The sequence below is a fragment of the Knoellia subterranea KCTC 19937 genome (assembly GCF_000768685.1).
Classification (GTDB): Bacteria; Actinomycetota; Actinomycetes; order Actinomycetales; family Dermatophilaceae; genus Knoellia; species Knoellia subterranea.
The window spans coordinates 36,500-57,089 of sequence record NZ_AVPK01000012.1 but is presented as its reverse complement, the minus strand read 5'-3'; the positions used below and the strand labels follow the sequence as shown (position 1 = coordinate 57,089).

General features: G+C 66.7%; 21 protein-coding genes. 13 read left to right on the top strand and 8 right to left on the bottom strand.

All coding sequences use genetic code 11. The features are described from left to right. The first annotated feature begins 18 nt into the window (after nucleotides 1–18). Entirely contained in the window at nucleotides 19–900 is an 882-nt protein-coding gene (locus N803_RS15685; RefSeq protein ID WP_035907048.1) for a hypothetical protein, read from the top strand. 92 nt (nucleotides 901–992) lie between these two features. On the opposite strand, the gene N803_RS15680 is transcribed toward N803_RS15685, so the two are convergent. Continuing rightward, complete coding sequence (locus N803_RS15680; protein WP_035907046.1) at nucleotides 993–1,346, bottom strand: VOC family protein; 354 nt, start codon at nucleotides 1,344–1,346, stop codon at nucleotides 993–995. 443 nt (nucleotides 1,347–1,789) lie between these two features. Here N803_RS15680 and nrdR point away from each other — a divergent pair, with 443 nt between their 5' ends. The 3 genes from nrdR (at nucleotide 1,790) to N803_RS15665 (ending at nucleotide 6,483) form a co-directional block, all read left to right on the top strand. Beyond that, on the top strand, nucleotides 1,790–2,305 hold the full coding sequence (nrdR, locus tag N803_RS15675; protein ID WP_035907044.1) for a transcriptional regulator NrdR: 516 nt from the start codon (nucleotides 1,790–1,792) through the stop codon (nucleotides 2,303–2,305). A 133-nt stretch (nucleotides 2,306–2,438) separates the two neighbouring features. Then, nucleotides 2,439–5,420, top strand: a complete 2,982-nt coding sequence (locus N803_RS15670; RefSeq protein WP_035907043.1) for a vitamin B12-dependent ribonucleotide reductase — start codon at nucleotides 2,439–2,441, stop codon at nucleotides 5,418–5,420. Between the two features lie 145 nt (nucleotides 5,421–5,565). Further along, nucleotides 5,566–6,483 (top strand): HNH endonuclease, encoded by a 918-nt coding sequence (locus N803_RS15665; protein WP_245617328.1) that lies wholly within the window; start codon nucleotides 5,566–5,568, stop codon nucleotides 6,481–6,483. 7 nt (nucleotides 6,484–6,490) lie between these two features. Here the strand turns inward: N803_RS15665 and N803_RS15660 are convergent, their stop codons facing one another. The 3 genes from N803_RS15660 to N803_RS18625 form a co-directional block, all read right to left on the bottom strand. Further along, nucleotides 6,491–6,781 (bottom strand): hypothetical protein, encoded by a 291-nt coding sequence (locus tag N803_RS15660; RefSeq protein WP_035907041.1) that lies wholly within the window; start codon nucleotides 6,779–6,781, stop codon nucleotides 6,491–6,493. A gap of 38 nt (nucleotides 6,782–6,819) precedes the next feature. Next, nucleotides 6,820–7,650 (bottom strand): protein NO VEIN domain-containing protein, encoded by an 831-nt coding sequence (locus N803_RS15655; RefSeq protein ID WP_035907040.1) that lies wholly within the window; start codon nucleotides 7,648–7,650, stop codon nucleotides 6,820–6,822. 92 nt (nucleotides 7,651–7,742) lie between these two features. Beyond that, the gene (locus N803_RS18625; protein ID WP_052112372.1) at nucleotides 7,743–8,015 is read right to left on the bottom strand and encodes a hypothetical protein; all 273 of its coding nucleotides are present in this window, start codon (nucleotides 8,013–8,015) and stop codon (nucleotides 7,743–7,745) included. A 382-nt stretch (nucleotides 8,016–8,397) separates the two neighbouring features. On the opposite strand from N803_RS18625, the gene N803_RS15645 reads away from it, so the two are divergent. The 6 genes from N803_RS15645 (at nucleotide 8,398) to N803_RS17690 (ending at nucleotide 13,266) form a co-directional block, all read left to right on the top strand. After that, on the top strand, nucleotides 8,398–9,672 hold the full coding sequence (locus N803_RS15645) for a vWA domain-containing protein (protein ID WP_052112371.1): 1,275 nt from the start codon (nucleotides 8,398–8,400) through the stop codon (nucleotides 9,670–9,672). A gap of 358 nt (nucleotides 9,673–10,030) precedes the next feature. Then, complete coding sequence (locus N803_RS19060) at nucleotides 10,031–10,165, top strand: hypothetical protein (RefSeq protein ID WP_281175018.1); 135 nt, start codon at nucleotides 10,031–10,033, stop codon at nucleotides 10,163–10,165. Nucleotides 10,166–10,177: 12 nt separating this feature from the next. Continuing rightward, nucleotides 10,178–10,870, top strand: a complete 693-nt coding sequence (locus tag N803_RS15640; protein WP_052112370.1) for a DUF2306 domain-containing protein — start codon at nucleotides 10,178–10,180, stop codon at nucleotides 10,868–10,870. 8 nt (nucleotides 10,871–10,878) lie between these two features. Continuing rightward, nucleotides 10,879–11,769: a GNAT family N-acetyltransferase gene (locus N803_RS15635; protein WP_245617325.1), complete on the top strand. Its 891-nt coding sequence runs from the start codon at nucleotides 10,879–10,881 to the stop codon at nucleotides 11,767–11,769. Between the two features lie 178 nt (nucleotides 11,770–11,947). Then, nucleotides 11,948–12,694 (top strand): hypothetical protein, encoded by a 747-nt coding sequence (locus tag N803_RS18425; protein ID WP_035907038.1) that lies wholly within the window; start codon nucleotides 11,948–11,950, stop codon nucleotides 12,692–12,694. Then, complete coding sequence (locus tag N803_RS17690) at nucleotides 12,694–13,266, top strand: class F sortase (RefSeq protein ID WP_052112369.1); 573 nt, start codon at nucleotides 12,694–12,696, stop codon at nucleotides 13,264–13,266. Before N803_RS18425 ends, N803_RS17690 begins: the two co-directional genes overlap by 1 nt. Before the next feature lie 163 nt (nucleotides 13,267–13,429). Here the strand turns inward: N803_RS17690 and N803_RS18620 are convergent, their stop codons facing one another. The 4 genes from N803_RS18620 to N803_RS15605 form a co-directional block, all read right to left on the bottom strand. Continuing rightward, the gene (locus N803_RS18620; RefSeq protein ID WP_169743114.1) at nucleotides 13,430–14,350 is read right to left on the bottom strand and encodes a hypothetical protein; all 921 of its coding nucleotides are present in this window, start codon (nucleotides 14,348–14,350) and stop codon (nucleotides 13,430–13,432) included. Then, nucleotides 14,320–14,985: a DUF6318 family protein gene (locus N803_RS15615; protein ID WP_035907034.1), complete on the bottom strand. Its 666-nt coding sequence runs from the start codon at nucleotides 14,983–14,985 to the stop codon at nucleotides 14,320–14,322. Before N803_RS15615 ends, N803_RS18620 begins: the two co-directional genes overlap by 31 nt. Nucleotides 14,986–15,156: 171 nt before the next feature. Beyond that, nucleotides 15,157–15,765 (bottom strand): vWA domain-containing protein, encoded by a 609-nt coding sequence (locus N803_RS15610; RefSeq protein WP_035907031.1) that lies wholly within the window; start codon nucleotides 15,763–15,765, stop codon nucleotides 15,157–15,159. A gap of 191 nt (nucleotides 15,766–15,956) precedes the next feature. Further along, nucleotides 15,957–16,553, bottom strand: coding sequence for a hypothetical protein (locus N803_RS15605; protein WP_035907028.1), 597 nt, complete (start codon nucleotides 16,551–16,553; stop codon nucleotides 15,957–15,959). Between the two features lie 188 nt (nucleotides 16,554–16,741). Between N803_RS15605 and N803_RS15600 the strand changes: the two genes are divergently transcribed. From N803_RS15600 to N803_RS17685, 3 genes are all read left to right on the top strand, one after another. Then, nucleotides 16,742–18,031, top strand: a complete 1,290-nt coding sequence (locus tag N803_RS15600; RefSeq protein WP_169743113.1) for a sensor histidine kinase — start codon at nucleotides 16,742–16,744, stop codon at nucleotides 18,029–18,031. Next, nucleotides 18,028–18,681 carry a response regulator transcription factor gene (locus N803_RS15595; RefSeq protein ID WP_035907026.1) on the top strand — a complete coding sequence of 218 codons (654 nt, stop codon included), beginning with the start codon at nucleotides 18,028–18,030 and terminating at the stop codon, nucleotides 18,679–18,681. Before N803_RS15600 ends, N803_RS15595 begins: the two co-directional genes overlap by 4 nt. 214 nt (nucleotides 18,682–18,895) lie before the next feature. Further along, nucleotides 18,896–20,509: an HNH endonuclease signature motif containing protein gene (locus tag N803_RS17685; protein ID WP_052112367.1), complete on the top strand. Its 1,614-nt coding sequence runs from the start codon at nucleotides 18,896–18,898 to the stop codon at nucleotides 20,507–20,509. Nucleotides 20,510–20,590 lie beyond the last annotated feature (81 nt).

Here is a 20,590-nt window from a genome sequence, read left to right as displayed (position 1 = left end):
CCACGACAGGAGATCGCCATGCGCACGCTCGTCCTCATCCACGGCCGCTCCCAGCAGCGGAAGGACTCCAAGGCGCTCAAGCAGGAGTGGCTCGACGCCCTCCATACCGGCTTCCGCGCTGCCGGCCTCGACGTCGACCTGCCCACCGAGCAGGTGCGCTTCCCCTACTACGGCGACACCCTCGATGACCTCGTCAAGAACGCGGGCGGCAAGCCGGCCGAGGTGATCATCCAGTCTGCGGGTGAACCCAACCCGGCCGAGCTGGAGTTCCTGGCCGCCGCCGTGTCCGACACAGTGGCCACGGTGGGACTGACCGAGGAGGACATCCGGGCGCACGCCGAGGACGGCGCCGTCGTCGAGCAGGGTGTGCAGAACTGGCCGTGGGTGTTGGCGGCGTTGCGTGCCCTCGAGAACGTCCCCGGACTGGGCAACGCCAGCCTCGCGCTCGCGACCCTCGACGTGTATCGCTATCTCCGCAACCCGGGCATCCAGACCATCATCGAGGGCGGCGTGCGCAAGGCCTTCGATTCGGCGGGGGAGTTCGTTGTCGTGGGTCACTCACTCGGGTCGGTCGTGGCCTACGACGTCCTGCGCCGACGGGCCGCCGCGGAAGGGTGGTCTGCGCCGCACTTCGTCACTGTGGGCAGCCCACTGGCCGTCGGGACGATCGTCGAGGCGCTCGCGCCGATCGGAACGCCCGACGGTGTCAGGACGTGGTTCAACGCCTACGACCCGCAGGACGTGGTGTCACTCCACCCCTTGGACGAGGCCCACTTCCCGGTCACGCCCGCGATCGAGAACGTCACGGTCCACAACGGCACCCCGAACCGGCACGGCATCGTCGGCTACCTCTCCGATCCCACGGTCGCCTCCCGCATCCACGCCGCGTTGACGGACTGATTCGGCGGACGGAACAGCAGCTTCGCCGCCGCGGACCATTGCAGGTATGCCGTCCGCGCGACTCGCGCGGCCGGCATACCGGCGTCCGTGGTTCAGTCGGCAGAGCCAGCGATGCAGAACTCGTTGCCCTGCGGATCCGCCAGCGTGTGCCAGCGGAAGTTCTCGTCGCCTCGGCGTCCGACCAAGGTGGCGCCCCTCGCGAGGAGCTGCTCAGTGGCGCCCTCGAGGTCCTCGGTGGTGAGGTCGAGGTGGATGCGGTTCTTGCCCGGCGTGGGTTCCTCGACCTTCTGGAAGGCCAACAGCACGGGCAGGGAACCGCCCTTGACGATGACGTACCAGCCGTCGTTGGTCTCGGTGATCTCGGCGCCGGTCACCTCCGCCCACCAGGTGGCGAGGCCCTCGGCATCGGTCGTGTCGGTCGTGATCATTCCCAGTTTCAGCGTCATGAGGTGGACCGTACGGGCGGGCACTGACAGGACCTGGTCGCGGGCACGGTGTGCGGCAAACGTCGCCCGGTGAGGGAGTGCTACGCGCAGGCCCGTCGCCTGTGTGGGCGTTTGCCGCACCCGGTGCGCAGGTTGGGCCGGAGAGGAGGAATAGGCGAGTTGGGACGTGCGGTGCGGGTGGTCCTGATACGCCTCTGAGGGGGCAAATCCGGGGAGGTTGGGGGCGACACGCCGGGACACGCCGAGGACACACAGAAGTTCGTGGATGGGGTTGCGAGGCCTGTGTCACAGGCGCATACTGGCTACTACATCTAGTGGTTACACCGATGTAGTTCATCCACATATGGTTCACAGGGGCACGGGGGTTCTCCACACGTTGTCCCCAAGTGGTCCCCAGATTCATCCCCAATCGGCGACCCATCGGCGCGAAAGGAGCCCGGTTCATGCACTGCCCGTTCTGTCGTCACACCGACTCACGCGTCATGGACTCGCGCGCCACCGACGACGGCTCGAGCATTCGCCGCCGCCGTCAGTGCCCCGAGTGCGGCAAGCGCTTCACGACCGTCGAGACCGCGGCACTGTCCGTCGTCAAGCGGTCCGGAGCGACGGAGCCGTTCAGCCGGGCCAAGGTCCTCGTCGGCGTCCGCAAGGCCTGCCAGGGCCGACCGGTCACCGAGGACGAGCTCGCCCTCCTCGCCCACAAGGTGGAGGAGTCGATCCGCGGCCTCGGACAGGCCGAGGTCGACGCCCACGAGGTCGGGCTCGCCATCCTCGAGCCGCTGCGGTGCCTCGACGAGGTCGCCTACCTGCGGTTCGCCAGCGTCTACCAGGCCTTCGACAACCTCGAGGACTTCGAGCAGGCGATCACCCTGCTGCGCGTCGAGCGCGAAGCCCTCGGCCACGAGCCTGAACGTATGCCGTCCGGTCGCGAAGGCGACCCGGCCGCCGGTCCCAGCTGACCGGCATACGCGAAAAGAACGTCGCATCACCAGCACCATTCGATCGCTGGCACGGACTGTCAGTGGTCGCTGATTCACTCAATAACAGGTCACAGAACGCCCGGGTTGAGCCGGGCAGAAGAGGGAGATGGCAATGACCGAGACCGCCGGAGCACGTGCAGGTGCCCGTAAGAATTCGGCCAAGGGGAGCAACGGCATCAAAGTCGAGCGCATCTACACGACCCCCGGAGTCCACCCCTACGACGAGGTGACCTGGGAGAAGCGCGACGTCGTCCAGCAGAACTGGAAGACCGGCGAGACGATCTTCGAGCAGCGCGGCGTCGAGTTCCCTGACTTCTGGAGCGTCAACGCCTCCACGATCGTCACGACGAAGTACTTCCGCGGCGCCGTCGGCACGCCCGAGCGCGAGCAGGGGCTCAAGCAGCTCATCGACCGTGTCGTCCTGACCTACGTCAAGGCCGGCAAGGAGCACGGCTACTTTGCCGCTGACACCGACGCCGAGATCTTCGAGCACGAGCTGACCTACGCCCTGCTGCACCAGGTGTTCAGCTTCAACTCGCCGGTCTGGTTCAACGTCGGCACCAAGTCGCCGCAGCAGGTCTCGGCCTGCTTCATCCTCTCCGTCGACGACTCGATGGACTCGATCCTCAACTGGTACAAGGAAGAGGGCTTCATCTTCAAGGGCGGCTCGGGCGCGGGTCTCAACCTGTCGCGCATCCGCTCCAGCAAGGAGCTCCTGTCTTCCGGTGGCACGGCCTCCGGCCCGGTCTCGTTCATGCGTGGCGCCGACGCGTCCGCCGGAACGATCAAGTCCGGTGGCGCGACCCGTCGTGCAGCCAAGATGGTCGTCCTCGACGTCGACCACCCGGACATCGAGGAGTTCGTCGAGACGAAGGCGCGCGAGGAGGACAAGATCCGCGCGCTGCGTGACGCCGGCTTTGACATGGACCTGGGCGGCAAGGACATCGTGTCCGTGCAGTACCAGAACGCCAACAACTCGGTGCGCGTCAACGACGAGTTCATGCGCGCGGTCGAGGAGGGCACCGAGTTCGGTCTGCGCTCGCGCAAGGACGGCTCCGTCATCGAGACCGTCGACGCTCGCGAGCTCATGGGCAAGATCGCCAAGGCCGCGTGGGAGTGCGCCGACCCGGGCATCCAGTACGACGACACGATCAACGATTGGCACACCAACCCGGAGACGGGTCGCATCACCGCGTCGAACCCGTGCTCGGAGTACATGTCGCTCGACAACTCCTCGTGCAACCTGGCCTCGCTCAACCTGCTGAAGTTCCTCAAGGACGACGACACGTTCGACGTCGCGACCTTCCAGAAGGTGACCGAGCTCGTCATCACGGCGATGGACATCTCGATCTGCTTCGCGGACTTCCCGACCGAAAGCATCGGCGCAACTACTCGTGACTACCGCCAGCTCGGCATCGGCTACGCCAACCTCGGCGCGCTCCTCATGGCGACGGGTCACGGCTACGACTCCGACGGTGGCCGCGCGCTCGCCGCGTCGATCACCTCGCTGCTCACCGGTGCCGCCTACAAGCGCTCCGCCGAGCTCGCCGGTGTCGTCGGTGCGTACAACGGGTACGCCCGCAACGCCGACGCCCACAAGCGCGTCATGCGCAAGCACGCCGCGGCCAACGACGCGATCCGCACCATGCACACCATGGACAAGGACATCCACCGCGCCGCGACGAAGGCGTGGGACGCCGTCGTCAAGGTGGGGGAGAAGAACGGCTACCGCAACGCCCAGGCGTCGGTGCTCGCCCCGACCGGAACCATCGGATTCATGATGGACTGCGACACCACGGGCATCGAGCCGGACTTCTCGCTCGTGAAGTTCAAGAAGCTCGTCGGTGGCGGCTCGATGCAGATCGTCAACCTCACCATCCCGCGGGCCCTGCGCAAGCTCGGCTACACCGAGGAGACGGTCGAGGCGATCGTCGAGTTCATCGCCGACAAGGGTCACGTCATCGACGCCCCCGGCCTCAAGACCGAGCACTACGAGATCTTCGACACCGCCATGGGCGCCCGGGCGATCTCGCCGATGGGTCACGTGCGGATGATGGCGGCGACTCAGCCGTTCCTCTCCGGCGCCATCTCCAAGACGGTCAACCTGCCGGAGACGGCCACGGTCGAGGAGATCGAGGACGTCTACATCCAGGGTTGGAAGATGGGCCTCAAGGCGCTCGCGGTCTACCGCGACGCGTGCAAGGTTGGTCAGCCGCTGTCCGACGGTGGCTCGACCGCCAAGGACGCCGAGGCGGGCAAGGCTGCCGCTGGTGCCGAGGCCGGCGAGACCAAGGTCGTCGAGAAGGTCGTCTACCGTCCGACGCGTGAGCGTCTGCCGAAGCGCCGCAACTCGCAGACGACGTCGTTCGCGATCGGTGGCGCCGAGGGCTACATGACGGCCGGCACCTACGAGGACGGTCGCCTCGGTGAGGTCTTCCTCAAGTTCGGCAAGCAGGGCTCGACCCTCGCCGGAGTCATGGACGCCTTCTCCATCGCGATCTCGGTCGGCCTGCAGTACGGCGTGCCGCTCGAGACGTACGTCGAGAAGTACACGAACATGCGCTTCGAGCCGGCCGGCATGACCGACGACCAGGACATCCGGATGGGCCAGTCGCTCGTCGACTACGTCTTCCGCCGCCTGGCGCTCGACCACCTCGACTTCGAGACCCGGTCGTTCATGGGCATCCACACCGCCGAGGAGCGTCAGCGTCAGCTCGAGACCGGGTCCTACGCCCCGGCCACGGTCGACTCGGATGACGCCGAGGCGATCGAGGACGAGATCGAGTCCTACTCGCAGGGAGTCGGTGCGGCCTCGCCGAAGAAGACGGCTGCGGCTGCTCCGGCCAAGACCGACGAGGTCGCGGCTGACGAGGCGGGCGAGTCCGAGGACCGCGCCGGTGAGGTCAACTTCGGTGCCGGTGCTGCCTCCGCTCGTGAGGTCTCCGGTGACGTGCACTCGTCGGCCGAGCTCCTGGAGAAGTTCCAGGGCAAGTCGGCAGACGCACCGATCTGCATGACCTGCGGAACGAAGATGCGCCCCGCCGGTAGCTGCTACGTCTGCGAAGGCTGCGGATCCACCAGCGGCTGCAGCTGATCGAAAGCATCGAAGGGCCCGAGACGGAACACCGTCTCGGGCCCTTCTTTCGTTGTCGATTCGGCCGGCCCGCGATGTTGAGCACTGACCCGAGATCTTTTGCAGAGCGCCAGGCGTCAATGTCTGAGATGGCAAGCTGTCCGGTATGGCCACGACGTGGAGCGACGACGTTGATATAGCCCTCCGGCGTGAGGCGATGGCTTGGCTGGCTCTGCGGACCAATGACGGACTCGATGCATTGACGACAGAGGAGATCAAGGAGTTTCGATTCCGGGGTCAACCGATGCCTCTCATGGATCCACAGCGGGGTATTCGGAAACCAGCCGTCCTCGATGCGGCACTGTCATTTCGAACCGTCTATAGGCCTGAGGGCGCGGATCGCCCCTATGAGGACTCGCGCGGTGAAGACGGATTGATCCGCTACAAGTACCGCGGCACCGACGCGCAGCACCCGGAGAACCGTGCTCTTCGTGCAGCGATGGATCAGAGGCTCCCGCTGATCTGGTTCTTCGGCGTAGCGCCCGGGGTCTATCACGCGGCATTTCCAGTCTTTATCGTCGGTGAACATGAGGCAGGTCTGGAGTTCCTCGTAGACGCTGTCGCGGGAGGTGCGCTGCAGCCGGACTCCCAGCTTGAGGACATGCTGAAGCGCTACGTCACCGTCGAGACGCGTCGGCGCCTGCATCAACCGATTTTCCGGGCCGCCGTAATGCACGCGTACGGGACGCGTTGTGCCGTCTGCGCGTTAGGGCACAGCCCACTCCTCGATGCCGCCCACTTGGTCCCGGATCGAGATGAGGCCGGCGTCGCTGCCGTGCGAAATGGGTTGGCCCTGTGCAAGATTCACCATGCGGCGCTCGACTCGTACATCCTCGGGATTCGTCCCGATCTGGTAGTCCAGATCCGAGAGGATCTACTTCACGAGATCGACGGGCCCATGCTGAAGCACGGTTTGCAGGATTTGCACGGCGGTCGCCTCATGGTCGTTCCCTCGGCCAGACGCGACCGACCTGACAAAGACCTGCTTGAGGCTGCGTATGAGCGTTTCCACGCTGCGGGCTAGAAACCCCTCAGGCTCCATGTGTTTCGACTTCTTCGATGAAGTCGAAGGCCACGGACTTCATACGGTCGTACCAGATGCCGTCGGCCTCGTCGTCCGTCAAGCAGAGGCTGGAGCTGGACCCTGCCGCTGCGGAAGGATGACTGTTGGCAGTGTTGAACCTCGCTACCCACGAGTCGACCTCACGAGACGTGAGGTTGGGACAGATGATTCGGAGCCGGTCCGGGAGTTCAGGGAGTCCGACGTAGGGGAGGGCCTCGTCGACGAACCGATCCCACAGGTCTGCACGTTGAGATGCCATGCCCTCACCCTGGTGCTCGGTTCCGACAAATGGTCGAGCTACGCGGGTATTGCCTCGTACTGGGCCGGGCGTAGCTGGCAACTCTCGGCCACATCGCCAGCCAACTCATAGAGCCCACGCTTCGGCTCGTCGAAGTCGAAGACACGGTAAAGGTGGAACCGTTCGGACTCTTCCTGACTGAATTTGACCTCGTTGCTTGAAATGAGCATCGGCCACAAGGGCCCTCGCCGCGTCGTCTTGACCTCGATGAACTTCTCTTCACCTTGGAAGTTGAAGGATCTGATGTCGTAGCCCAGCCCATCGCCCTCTTCGACGCTTACGTGCCTGACGCTTCGTGCGAGCTTCCCCAAGCCAGCATCAGCAAGCCGCTGTCGCTCGAGTTCGACGACAGCCCGCTCGCCGGCCAATCCAAGGGCTCGATTCGCGGCGTCGACCTGAACAAAGTCGACCTTGGCGGCCCGCCTTAAGAATCCGTGGTGGGCACTGAACTCCACCTTCGGGGGATCCGTGAGGTTCCACGAGAAGTCGCCTCGTGGCTCTGGCACACGGCCAAACTCTGCCAAGGCCGTTGCGCGCAGCGATGGCGCCGCGTCAACATGCGCCAGAACCGCGTCGCGAAGCGAATCCTGGAAATTGGACGCAGCCTTATAGCCCCGGACATAGGGGTGGCCCAACTCGATGAGGACCGCGGAGACGTTTTGGAACTTGTACTCGACAGAACCGCGAGAGCGACCTATCTGCTGTCGAACACGTTCGTTGATCACGCTCTTAGTGAAGGGTTCGCCACGGAGCTCGCGCTCCAGCATGTCGAGGTAAGCGGCAACGATGACCTCGTTCTCCAAGGAGCTCCATGCCTCGCCCGCAGCCACGTCGTCACTCTATTGCGAAGAGTCCTGCCTGGTTGCGCGATTCGACATTGCCACCGGCAGCTGACGTCGGGGTGCTGAGGGTCCTCCTTGGGTCAGGCAGGCGGCAGTGTTGCCGCGATTCGTCGATGAAGGTCGGCGATCGCGTGCGCTTGTGGTCCGTCCTTAGCCAGCAATGCGTAGAGCCGCTTGGGCCACGTCACCAGCACGCCTCGCGTTGTGAAGTCTCCGTCGATCAGGGGCCAGTCTGACTCGATGAAGCAAAGCACGCCCGTTACGGGGACGGACTCGCCCACGACGCTGCGAACGACCTCGACCTGTTTGAACATCGAGTCAACGAGCTTGTGTTGGCTGCGCCCGCCGACCACCAGCGTCTCCGTGCGGGGTCGGATGAGGCCGCCGCGGTCCGCGCGATGCTGATGACGGGGAGTGCGAGTTCGGGATTCTCTGACTCGCTCCAATTTCCGAAAACTCGACGCCACCGCGAAGTCCCGGTCCTATCCTGAAGGTGGGAAACAGGGGGCACGGGATCGGCTGGAGAGCCATCGCCCTCGGGGGACCTCGGCCAGCCAGGCCGGTACGCAGGCGAAGCCATGGTCGCCACGACAGTCACGACGCGGCGCCGACCTGCCACTCGAGCCCCAGGCCGGGGAGGCTCGTTCGACAGCAACGCACAACAGAGCTGAGGACGATGCAATGTTTGTTCGCGCACGAAAGTCAGTACTTTCCCTCGTCGCCACCGGAGCGCTGGTGGCCCTGCCCGCCTCCGCACTCGCGGCGGGTGTCAGCCCGTCCACGGTCGACCAGTCCGTCGACCCGGGCACGACGATCCACGTCACGAAGACAGTCTCCACACCGGAGATTCCGCCGAAGCCCGACATCGTGCTCGTCGTCGACTCGACGGGTTCGATGGATTCGGCGATCAACAACGTCAAGGCCGCGATGACGTCCATCGTCGGCGACGTCCAGACGGCCCAACCCGAGGCACAGTTCGCCGTCGTCGACTACAAGGACGAGGGCGATGGCGCGGGGGTCTTCACGCGTCGCACGGATCTCACGCCGACGCCGGCGACGGCCCAGGCCGCGATCAACGCGGTCAGCGCGTCCGGTGGTGGCGACACCCCGGAGGCCCAGCTCAACGCGCTCTGGCAGATCGGCAACGGGGGAGACCAGATCTCCTTCCGGCCCGGTTCGTCGCGCATCGTCGTGTGGTTCGGCGACGCGAGCGGTCACGACCCGAGCCTCGGTCACAGCCTCGCCGACGCCACGACCTCGCTGACCGACGTGTCGGCGCGGGTCATCGCCATCAACGTCGACAGCGGATCCGGTGACGGGCTCAACGCCACGGGGCAGGCCACGTCGATCACCGGCGCGACCGGTGGCACGTTCATGCCGAACGTCGACCCGAGCGGCGTCTCCACGGCGATCCTCGACGGCCTGTCGAACCTGCCGGCCGAGGTGACCGCCAACACGACGTGTGACACCGGCCTGTCGGTGGCCTTCACCCCCAGCCTGCCCCAGACCGTGCCGAGCGGCACCGACGTCGTCCTCGACGAGGCCATCACCGTCGCGGCCGACGCCCCGCAGGGATCGACGCTCACCTGCACCACGACGTTCCTCATCAACGGTGCCGAAGCCGGCGACGAGTTCGTCCAGACGGTCAACATCAAGGTCAACGACGTCACGCCGCCCACCATGGCGTGCGGTCCCGGCGTCAACCCCGACGGTGTGACACCTGGTGGTTGGCAGAACGCCGGTTTCTTCCAGATGGTGGCGTCCGACAACCTGCCCGGCGTCACGGTCAGCATCAAGGACAACGTCACCGGAACGACCTTCGGGCCGTACGACCCGGGGACGTACTTCAAGCTGACGCAGGCCCCCGGCATCGCGGCCTCGACGGTCGTTCCCTTCGAAGGTGCGGTCGACTGGCACTTCACCTTCAAGGGTGACGCCACCCTGACGGCCACCGACGCGGCGGGCAACACCGCCACCGCCACCTGCTCGGTCCCACCGAAGAAGAAGTAAGCCACAGCGCTCGTCCAGGGAGCGAGCGCCTCCCCGCCCAGCGGCATACGGAATGAAACCTCCGTATGCCGCTGGGCCACCTTGTGTGGTGGGCCGCGTGTGCGTGGGTCGCCCCTGCCTTGGTCGCCTCTGCCTTGGTCGTCCGGGAATCACCACGGCGGTCACATCATGTGGTGATGTGCGGTCACCCTTCCTTTTCCTAGGTTCGACCTGTCCCGGAAACCGCTGGGACACACCGCAACCCGGAAGGCAGAGGACCCGCCATGCACATCCCGACCACTCGACTCGGACAGGCCGGCGGCATCGCCGCGGCCACGGCCGGCGCGATCTTCGTCGCGTCCAGGTCAACCACCCGCCGATGGAGCTTGCGACCCTGGCGACGACCGACTGGTTCGTGCGCAGCGCCGCCAAGGCCGTCATGGCCGTGCTCGCCCTGGCGGGCATCACCGACATGTATCTGCGCCAGCGCAGCCGAATCGGCGCATGGGGCTAGGCCGGCTGGATCGTGCTGACCCTCGGCTACCTCTCCATGTTCGCGACTGAGGTGATCGCGGGGTTCGTCCTCCCGACCGTTGCGGAGACGTCGCCGGAGTACGCAACGGACGTCGTCGCTGTCGCCTATGGCGGCCAGGCCGTGGGTGACGCGCGGCTCACCGACTCGCCCGTGGCGGTCGTCGTGCACATCGTCTCGGCAGCGGTCTATGCGCTCGTCGGGTCGTTGCAGTTCGTCGGCGCGCTGCGTCGCCGTCACCCGGAGTGGCACCGGCGATCGGGACGCATGTTGGTGGTGGCGGGGCTGGGCGTCGCCGGGTCCGCGTTGTGGTTGACGTTGTTCTTCCCGCCGCAACCCGACTCGGGAGTGCTGCTGTTCGTCCTGCGTGTCCGCTTCGGGTCGGCGATGATCGCGGGGCTGGGGCTCGGCGTGCGGGCCATCCGTCGGGGTGACGTGGCCACGCACCGGGCGTGGATGACGCGGTCCTATGCCATTGCTCTGGCCGCGGGGACACAGGCGTTCACCGAAGGGATCGGCGGGGCAGTGTTCGGCGATGGGGCGCTCGCGCTCGATGTGTCGCGTGGAGCTGCGTGGGTCATCAACCTGGCTGTCGCCGAGTGGATCATCCGGCGCGAGCCCCTCGGTCACGGTCGGTTGTCGAAGCCTCGACCCGGGGCGCGGCTCATCGTGGGGCAGCGGGGGTGAGGGCCACCGTGGCTGCGACGTATGAGTTCCAGGTGGCCGGCCACCTCGACGAACACTGGTCAGGGCGGCTGGGCGGACTCGAGCTCCGTCACGACGGCGACGGCACGTCGGTGCTCAGCGGGGCGCTGGCCGATCAGTCCCAGTTGCACGGCGTGCTCGCGGGCTTGCGTGACGTCGGAGCGCCGCTGTTGGCTGTGCGCATGGTCTCGGAGCCAGCTGGTGCGAAGGACAGCCGTGCCGCCTCCGTCGGCGGTGCCCCGTCCATCGATAGCCCTGTGTTCGTCGACGGCGCTGTGTCCGTCGATGGCGCCGCGGCGGTGGCTGCCGCGGGGACGCCTCTGACTGGGCTCTCATGGCCGAAGCAGACCGAACGGCTGACCCTTCGCCCGGCCCGCCCCGAGGACGCCGATGCGGTGTGGGCCTTCCGGCACCTCGACTCCGTGTGCCAGTGGCAGAGCGACGGCCCCATGGCGATCGAGGCGTTCCGGGCGCGATTCGCCGAAGCCGACCGGATCGCCGTCACGCTGGTCGTCGAGCACGACGGTGAGGTCATCGGTGACCTCATGCTCCGGGTCGAGGACGCCTGGGGCCAGACGGACGTGGTTGACGACGCGAGGGGCACCCAGGCGGAGCTGGCGTGGACTCTGCACCCGGCATACGAGGGGAAGGGTTTCGGCACTGAAGCGGTCCGCGCGATGATTCGGATCTGCCTCTCCGAGTTGGGGATTCGGCGGATCGTGGCATTCTCCTTCGCGGACAACGAGCGGTCATGGCGTCTCATGGAACGGGTCGGGATGCGGCGCGAGCTTCATGCGGTGGCGGATGCCTTGCACCGTTCGGGGGAGTGGCTCGACACGTATGGCTACGCGCTGCTCCGCGACGACGCGGCGGTCGACTGACGGCGTAGTGGCGCCGGGGGCTGTCGCGCCGAGGTGGCGACACGCCGTTGGTGCCGATGTGACAAATGTGACTCATGTGACGTATGTGCTGCTAGCGTCCGCCGTGGAACCGAGAAGGCCTGCAGGGGGCCGACCGGCCCTTGAATTCCCCTTGGGATTGGCACGGAGGAGCACGCACATGGACGACCTCGAGATCACGAAGCTGACGAACACCATCTGGCCGACGGAGGACACCCGCCGTGCCCGCGGAACGCGACGCAGGGTGCTTCGGCGCATCAGCGCAGGCGGCTTCGCGATGACGTTTGCCGGAGCGGGAGCGACGGGCGTCGCCCTGGCCGGCGCGGCGTATGCCGACCCCAACCCGAACATCACGATCTGCCACGCGACGGCCTCGGCGACCAATCCGTTCAACGTGCTGACCATTGATGCTGCGGCCATCACCACCCAGGGGCATGACCAGCACCAGGACCGCCGCGATGTCATCCCGCCGTTCACCTACGTGGCCGAGAACACTGGTGAGACGGTGACCTATCCCGGGCTGAACTGGGAGTCCAACTGGTCCGTCGACTCCGCTGGAGTTGCGCAGCTGCGTGAGGGCGACGAGGTCACCGTGGATCAGTGCAAGGGCAAGACGTCGACGGAGACGCCGACCCCCAGCCCGACGCCCACTGCAACGACGACGCCCACGCCGACTGTGACCGTGACGCCGACGGTGACTGCCACGCCCACGGAAACGCCGAGCGGGACGTCGACGCCGCCCGGAACCTCCACGCCGTCCCAGACGCCGACGAAGCCGGTCGTCGAGACCGACGGTGTCGACCCGGCAGGCATTGACTTCCGGCTTGTCGGCAGCGGAGCGGCCCTCATGCTCGCCGGCGGCTCTGCCCTCGTCCTGGTGAACCGCCGCCGGGGCCTGCACTCCTGATGTCGCGGCGCCCACTGCGGCTGGGTGCCCTGGGAGCCGTTCTCGTCGGAGCGTTCCTCGTCGTCCTCGGTTTCACAGCCGGGGGAGGAGGGGGAGCGTTCGACGAGGCGTCCTCGAAGTTGTCCGGTGCCGTCGGGCCGCGGCTGGAGATTGCGTCCATCGGTGTCGCCGTCGATCTCCGCGGTGGGACGGTCAACGCTGATGGGCGAGTCAACCCTCCGGCGCGCACCGCGATGTGGTTGCAGGGCTATGACCGCGTCCGACCGGGGGCTGTCGGAACGGCGGTCGTCGCCGGGCACCTTGAGCACTCCGGCGCCAAGGACGTCTTTGCCCGACTCCCCGAGCTGCGGGTCGGGGACCGCTTCGCCCTCGTCGCGGGAGATGCGGACCTGACGTTCGAGGTGACGCGCACGGACGTCGTCGACAAGGTCGAACTGACCGGGGACGACACAGTGTGGGGCCCGAACACGTCGAGCCGTCGGATCGTGCTCATCACGTGCGACGACGAACTCGGCTATCGCAAGGACGGGCATCGCGTCGCGAACTACGTCGTGGTCGCGGAAGCCGCCTGAGGGATTTGGGCTTGGCTAGCTGGGCACGCTGGGTCGCCGCGCTCGTCACACGCAGGGGTACTCAGCAAATGACGTGCCTTTGCTCCACCTGGTGAAGCAATTATCGCAACGTAGATAGCCAATCCTGCTCAGACCGTCCGGCAGGCCGGGTGCCTCACCGGACTCAACCGTTGTTGTAGAGGCGCGCCTTGGCCTCGGCGACTTCGAGGTTGGACGCGGTTCCTTCGATCGTGACGGTGTCGGGAATGTCGATCCAGGCTCCGCCGTCGACGCGGAATCGTCCGGAGTAGGTGACGTTGATCTGAACCGGGGCGATCATCCTCTGTCGGTACGTGTGGATCACGTCACCGGTGGGGTAGGGGCCACCCAGGGACTCGACCGGTCCGCTGGCTTCGCCGTCGCCGTAGATGTACGTCGCACTGACGAAGACCGGTTCGATCTCGACGCGGCGACCAACCAGAGTCGTGGTGTCGGCCTCGCCCGGCTCGAAGCCCGCCTCGGGCCACTTCAGCTCGTAATACGTCGGCAGGTTCACGAGAGTCTTGAGTCCGACAGGCTGGATCGACGCCGTCGGCTTGGCGAAGACCGTGTCGTGGAACTCGTTGAGGATCATCTGCATCGTGAGCACGTTGGTTGCCCCGGGGACGAGCGACGACAGACACGTCCAACCAATCTCGCGCCAGGCGGCCCCGGCTATCGGCTGCCCGGTTCGATCGACTTCGCGCTGCCAGACGCGAACGGCCGGACCCGACGCGCCGCCACTGGCACCGGTGGGGTTGCAGACCGCGAACTCGGCCGTGCAGCTCGGATCCGATCCGCCGGATGCGCCCGGGGGAGTGTTCGAGCAGAAGGAGGAGGAGCCGTACTGATACCACGGCGGTGTGGACGACGCGTTGGCTGCGTTATGCGTCTTGCTACCGAGCTTGTTCAGTTCACCTTTGCCCAAGCCACTCGTCTGCAGACCGTCGTCATCGACAGAGCCGAAGATGTCGTCGCCCGTTGCCGCATGCGCTGCACCCGCAGTAAGCACAACGAAGGATGCAACAGCAAAGGCTAGGCCGCGGCGAGCCCATTCATGAACCATTGCCCCTCCTTCCAGACGAGCACCGCGATCTGGCTGCGCTGCTTTCGCTCCTGGGAGTCGACGATGTTGCCGGCCTTGTCGACGACGCTTGTCTTGTTCTGCGTCAGGGTGAACTCGACCATCACGGGGTCGGCAGGCAAAGCAACGCGCATGCGCAATGCGCTCAACGGCGCTGTCGGTGCGGACTCGGCTCGATGGCCCTTTGTCGCGTACTCAAGCGCAGTCGCTTGAAGTGAGGTGCAGCTCTTGCACTCATTCGTCGAGAGCGGGGGCAGGAGGGTCGTGTCAGGCGCACGGTGTGCGGCATTCACCGTCTCGAAGAAGAAGCGGACGAACGCGATGGCGCCCTCGTCGGTATGCGCGCGGGCGGCGGCGGGGATGCTGACTGCCGTGGAAGCGCTGGGCGACGTCGTCGCGCTCGAGCTGGGAGAACCGCTCGGGCTCGCAGATCCCGTCGCAGGACTTGTCCCCGTGGCCGACTTCGTCGGCTCCTTCTCACCGCCGTTGCACCCCGCCAGGGCGAGCGTGGACGCCAGAGCCAAGGCAACGGCATACGTCATCGTCGTGCGTGACTTCATCGTGCGGAACCCCTCCGTGGTGCGGTGCCGGCAGGCCGCAAAGAGGGCGCGCAGCATCGTGACTTGCTACCCAGAGTAGAGAAATCCGGGGAATCCGCCACTTGGCACGGGGCCCGAACCTTCGCAAACACGTCATGTCAGGCAGTGTGCCGCGATTCGCCAAACCGGCCGCGAAGTTATCCCCAGCCCCCTGGCAACCCCGGACGCCGCCTGGCCAAGCCGCCCGCCTCAGCTGCCGGTGACCTCTTCGGGCATCTCGAACGCACCCGCCACGGGCGCCTCGCGATAGACCTTGAGTGACGCGGACATCGACTCGAACACCGCCTTCTTGCCGGCCTTGCTGTTCGCGAAACGTGTCGTCCGGACTCCGAGCTCGCGACCCTGCCATGCGGCATCGTCGGCGCCCAGGAACTGCACCTCCCAGGCGAAGTCCTCGCGCTGGACGCGCAGTAGTTCACGGACCCGCTCCAGCGTGTACTCGTGCGAGGAGTTCTCGTGTCCGTCCGTCACGACGACGAGCAGAACCCTCCCGGGCCGCTCGGACTCAGCGAGGGCAGCGAGGTCCTCACCAGTGCGCACGACCTCCATCCCGACGGCGTCGAGCAGGGCCGTCATGCCGCGCGGCTCGAGCTCGTAGGTGAACGGCGTGTCCCGCATCCGCTCGATCGTGTCGAACTCGCTGTCGAACTGCGACAGCGTCACCGTGAGCTTCCCGTCGAGCGAGAACTGCTCTGCGAGAAGGGAATTGATCCCTGCCTGCGCCTCGTCACGATCGGTCGACATGCTCCCGGAGCGGTCGACCACGAGGGTCAGATGGGTGTAATCGGGTTGGGTCATGACGACCTCCAAATGCTCGGCGCGCACCAGGATGCACGGCGTTGGTGAAGACGACCAGCCCCCTGCGACCGGTCGTTGTCCAGTGTGCCTGCGACCACTGACAGTGGCCGTTTCGGTGAGTCGAGGGGAGGTACGCCGTCCGCTCGAGGCGAGCGGACGGCATACCGAAAAGGGTTGTCCTGAAAGGCTGTTCAGAAGGTGTCGTTGATCGTGATGCGGTCGTATCCGCTCGGCTTCTTCTCCGTCCCGAAGCAGTTCAGCGTCACGGTCTGGCCGGGCAGGATCTGATCGGATGTGCAGTCGATCGTGGCGAGGACTTCAGAGCCCTTCATGTACTTGATCTGCACCAGCGCCCCGTCGCGCTCACCCCGGTTGTTCGTCACCTTGAGGTTCTTGAGCTCCATGCCGAAGTCGTTGCTCGTCACCTTCCAGCCGGCGGCGTAGGCGAACTTGCGGATGTCGAACGCCTTCCCCTCCACGATCGTCACGGGATTCGCCTCGTTGCCGGCGTCATCGGGGTCGACGGCGTTCTCCGCAGGGGCGGTCGCAGGGGTCGCGGCCGCAGGCGCACCTGACGTGGCGGTCGTCGGCTCGGACGAGGCGCTCGGCGTGTCCCCTCCACCGCCGAGAGCTCCCGCCAGCCCACCGACGACGACGAGGCCGAGGATGCCGGTGAGGATCTTGTGCCTCATGAACCAGTTCTTCTCCTTGACCGGCGGCGCCGGCGGGTAGGTCGGCTGCCACTGTCCGGGCTGCGGATTCTGGGGCTGGATCGGCTGCTGGCTCATGCTGTACTCCTTGGCTCGCGGCCGCTGTCCGGCCGGTTCTCGTTGACGGACCGAGTTCATCGCGTATGCCGGGTTGCGGTCTCCCACAGGGCGGCTCGCCTTGCGGAGCCGTTCGGGGGAGATGGGGTATGCCGTGTCGAGCCGTTCGGGGGACGTGGCTGTCGGTGCCGCGCTCTACTTTTCACCCCATGACCACTGTCGCCGCCTCGCAAGCACCGCCACGCGCGGTCACGTGGGCTCCCCGGCTGCTGCGGCCGAGCTGGCGCATGTGGCTCGTGTATTTCCCGCTGTGCCTGTTCACGTCGGTCCTTGCGATCTCGACCTTTGACGTGCGGCACAACGGTCGGCCGATGCCGACGGCGTCGAATCTCGCGATGGGCGTCTGGCTCGTGGGGCTGCTCGCAGCGGCTGCTCTGCACTGGCGACGCCGCTGGCCCGAGGCGTTGGTGGTGGCGACGAGCCTGGTTCCGCTGATCTTCCCGCTCGATCCGGTCCCGTCGCTCATCGCGTTGGGCTCGCTGCTCGTGCGTCGTGTCGACCGCGTCGCAGGTGTCCTGATCGGTTTGGTGACCGTCTCGACGTACGTCGCGATCTGGCGTGACTCACGGGGCACGTCGATCCAGGATTCGTTCTTCCAGACGCTGTGGTCCAGCGACACCGGCGCCCGCTTCGAGCCACTGTCCTGGTGGGTCGTTGCCTTGATCACCGCCGGACTCGTGGTGGTGTGCGTGGGGCTCGCCCTGCTCATCCGGTTCCGGCAGGGCTTCACTCAGGCGTCGGCGCGCGTCGAGGACCAACAGGTCGTGGTGGACGCGCTCAGCGACGAGGTGGGGCGGCAGGCCGAGCGCGAACGCATCGCGCAAGAGGTGCATGACGCTCTGGGACACCGGTTGTCGCTGCTGTCGCTCCACGCCGGTGCGCTCGAGGTGAACGCCGGCGAGGACCAGCGGGTGGCCGACGCGGCCAAGCTGTTGCGGGTGAATGCTCAGCAGTCGATGGTGGACCTGAGATCGCTGCTTGCCGTTCTGCGACAGCCGGATTCACCTGACGTGGCCGCGGTGGTGCCGACGCTGGCCGACATCGCCTCGCTCGTGGATGACACGGTCTCGACCGGGGTGAACCTCGTGTCGACCGTGCAGATCGATGGGCTGGGCGGGCTCGCCGAGACGACGAGCCGCAGTGCCTACCGGATCACCCAGGAACTGCTCACCAACGCCCGCAAGCACGCGCCGGGCATCGGTGTTCGGGTGCTGGTTCGTGCGGCCCCCGAATCGGGCGTACAGATCGAGGTGGCCAACCACCTCCCGGCCGAAGCGGCACTGGAGTTTCGCCCCGGCTCCGGACTGGACGGCATACGCCATCGGGTGCAGGCGCTCGACGGCGATTTCCGGTGCTTCGTCGACCAGCGACGGGTGTTCCGGGTTGCCGTGCGGCTGCCGTGGGTGCCGGAGGGATCGGTTCGGGAGGAGAGAAGATGACGATCCGCGTTCTGGTGGTCGACGACGACGCGCTGACGTGCGGGGCGCTGCGCAGCATCCTCGGATCGGCCGACGACGTCGAGGTCGTGGCCAGCGTGGAGGACGGCGACGAGGTCATGGAGGCCGTGCACCGACACCGGCCCGACGTGATCCTCATGGACGTCCGGATGCGTCGGCAGGACGGCATCAGTGCAACGGCGGCTCTGCAATCGCTGACCGACCCGCCGCGGGTCATCGTGCTGACGACGTATGAACACGACAACGCGGTCATGCGTGCTCTGGAGGCGGGGGCGACGTCGTTCCTGCTCAAGTCGGCCGGTCCACAGGAGATCATCGGGGCGGTGCGCGCCGTCGCGGCCGGGGACAGCGTGTTGTCGCCGGGGCCGGCGCGACAGGTCATCGAGCAGTTGCTGTCGGATCCTGCGCGGGAGCGTCGGGTGGCGGCCGAGGGGTTGGTGGCAACGCTCACTCCTCGCGAGGTGGACGTCGTCCGCGCGGTCGGTCATGGCATGACGAATGCTGAGGCGGCGCGGTCCCTGTTCATGGGCGAGGCGACGGTGAAGTCACACCTGTCGAGCGCGCAGCTCAAGCTGGGTGTGCAGAGCCGCACGCAGGTCGCGGTCCTCGCTGAGCGGGCTGGCCTGCTCTGAAGCCTGATGTGGCAAATTCCGTTGTGGGAGTGGGGATTCGCGGTGCGACTCGGTCGGTGAGGTCGTGCCTTCGGGACTGTCAGTGGTGGATGTCAAAGGTGGATGGCGCGGTGGTTGTCAGAGGTGGATGACACGGTGGGTGTCAGTGGCCGATGCAAGAGTCGTTGTCAGAGGTCGCCGATAGGTTTGAAGCAGTAGCCCAAGGGAGGGAACCATGAGCGAATCAGCAGCTCCGCTCGCGCACCTGCGCGAGGTGCTGACTGCCGCTCATGACGGCCTGGCGGGGGTGGGTTCCGCCCTCTCGTCCCTGTCCTCGGGCGACCTTGCCGAGTTGATGACGCTTGTCGACGGTGTGCGAGCACAGACCGAGGCTGCACAGGTTCGTGTCGTCGCCGAGGGGGCGCACCGGGGGGACTTCACCGCAGCCATGCGGGGCGAGGGCACGGCGCACGGCTGGGTGCGGATGCATGCGCCGTCGCTGAGGCAGGGCGGAGCGGGGCAGCTCGCTCAGTTCGCCCAACTTGTCGCGGCGGCCACTCCTTCGGGCGAGTGGGTCAACGGGGCACCGCGGGCGGGTTCCTTCGCGGATGAGGAGCAGCCCGAGGGGAAGGTGTGGAAGCGGGTTGCCGCCGGCGAGGTGGGAGTCTCCCTGGCGCTGACGACCCTGCGCGAGATCGAGCGGATGAAGGACCTCCTCAAGCCCGAGGCGATCCCGACGGTCACGGACGGCATCCTCGATGTCGGTCAGTTCTGGGGGCAGGGGGAGGCCCGCAAACTCCGGCCGCGCCTGTTGGCGAAGCACGGCCTGGAGGGTGCGTTCGACAAGAAGCAGAAGAAGTTGGCGCCGGGCGCTTTCCTCACGAGCCCCATCGTGGAGGAGGCCGAGCTGACCGAGTATCGGATGGCGATGACCCCCGAACAGGCTGCGCGACTCGAGGCGGCCATCGGGCCACTCTCGAAGCCCGCCCCCAATCCGGACACGGGTGAAGCCGACCTCCGCAGCGCCGGGCAGCGCCGCGTCGAGGCCCTGACCGCGGTCCTTGCCGGCCGCGCTGGTGAGGATGCAGATCACGCCGAACCCGGCGGAGCGCCCACCGTCGTCCACGTCTCCATGACGCTCGCCGAGCTGTTGGCCGGCCTGTCCCAAGGGGATGGTCACGGCAGCGGTGCCGGCAGGGTCATGGGCTCACGAGCTCAGCAGACGATGCTCGCCCCCTCGACGGTGCGGCAGATGGCTTGTGACGCAGATGTGGTGCCGGTCGTGCTCGGTGCGGACGGTGAAGTGGTTGACCTGGGGCGCGTGACCCGACTGTTCACGCGCGGACAGCGCAGGTGGCTGTGGCATCGGGACGGCGGCTGTACGTTCCCGGGATGCACGGCTCCGGCGGCCTGGACTCAGGCGCATCATCTGGTGCACTGGGTCGACGGCGGAGCCTCCGATCTGACCAACGCCGCCCTGTTGTGCCAGCGACACCACACACAGGTCCACCAGCAGAGGCTGATCGCGACAGTCCATCCTCCCGACGCGGATGGCCGGTCCGTGACCTGGGACCTGGGCCCAGACTCGTATGACCGTGAGTTGCCCGAACGTCTCGCCGAATTCGCGCGAGCCAAACGGGACGCCGCTGAGAGGCGACGGCGCCGGAGGAAGCTGGACACCGGTCTGCCCGAGGGCTGGGGGAGTGCCATGTCCGAGGAAGACCTTCTCGAACTCGGTGACGAGCTCCTCGCCGAACACGAACTGTTCGAGGACGCTTTCGACCCGGACGAGCACGACGCGTGGGCGACTTGGGGTGCGCACGACGACCTCTGGGCGCAGCCTGCCTGAAATGCGGCGGTGCTCCATGGGCCGCCCGGGCTCCAGATGGGGTCGGCGCGGGCGCTTGCTCGACTCAGCTGCCTGATGCCC

Excerpts from the sequence above, each read along its gene's own strand:
- N803_RS15685 (WP_035907048.1), top strand. The coding sequence starts at position 19 with ATGCGCACGCTCGTCCTCATCCACGGCCGCTCCCAGCAGCGGAAGGAC.
- N803_RS15680 (WP_035907046.1), bottom strand. The coding sequence starts at position 1,346 with ATGACGCTGAAACTGGGAATGATCACGACCGACACGACCGATGCCGAG.
- nrdR (WP_035907044.1), top strand. The coding sequence starts at position 1,790 with ATGCACTGCCCGTTCTGTCGTCACACCGACTCACGCGTCATGGACTCG.
- N803_RS15670 (WP_035907043.1), top strand. The coding sequence starts at position 2,439 with ATGACCGAGACCGCCGGAGCACGTGCAGGTGCCCGTAAGAATTCGGCC.
- N803_RS15665 (WP_245617328.1), top strand. The coding sequence starts at position 5,566 with ATGGCCACGACGTGGAGCGACGACGTTGATATAGCCCTCCGGCGTGAG.
- N803_RS15660 (WP_035907041.1), bottom strand. The coding sequence starts at position 6,781 with ATGGCATCTCAACGTGCAGACCTGTGGGATCGGTTCGTCGACGAGGCC.
- N803_RS19060 (WP_281175018.1), top strand. The coding sequence starts at position 10,031 with ATGGAGCTTGCGACCCTGGCGACGACCGACTGGTTCGTGCGCAGCGCC.
- N803_RS18425 (WP_035907038.1), top strand. The coding sequence starts at position 11,948 with ATGGACGACCTCGAGATCACGAAGCTGACGAACACCATCTGGCCGACG.
- N803_RS17690 (WP_052112369.1), top strand. The coding sequence starts at position 12,694 with ATGTCGCGGCGCCCACTGCGGCTGGGTGCCCTGGGAGCCGTTCTCGTC.
- N803_RS18620 (WP_169743114.1), bottom strand. The coding sequence starts at position 14,350 with ATGGTTCATGAATGGGCTCGCCGCGGCCTAGCCTTTGCTGTTGCATCC.
- N803_RS15615 (WP_035907034.1), bottom strand. The coding sequence starts at position 14,985 with ATGCTGCGCGCCCTCTTTGCGGCCTGCCGGCACCGCACCACGGAGGGG.
- N803_RS15610 (WP_035907031.1), bottom strand. The coding sequence starts at position 15,765 with ATGACCCAACCCGATTACACCCATCTGACCCTCGTGGTCGACCGCTCC.
- N803_RS15605 (WP_035907028.1), bottom strand. The coding sequence starts at position 16,553 with ATGAGCCAGCAGCCGATCCAGCCCCAGAATCCGCAGCCCGGACAGTGG.
- N803_RS15600 (WP_169743113.1), top strand. The coding sequence starts at position 16,742 with ATGACCACTGTCGCCGCCTCGCAAGCACCGCCACGCGCGGTCACGTGG.
- N803_RS15595 (WP_035907026.1), top strand. The coding sequence starts at position 18,028 with ATGACGATCCGCGTTCTGGTGGTCGACGACGACGCGCTGACGTGCGGG.
- N803_RS17685 (WP_052112367.1), top strand. The coding sequence starts at position 18,896 with ATGAGCGAATCAGCAGCTCCGCTCGCGCACCTGCGCGAGGTGCTGACT.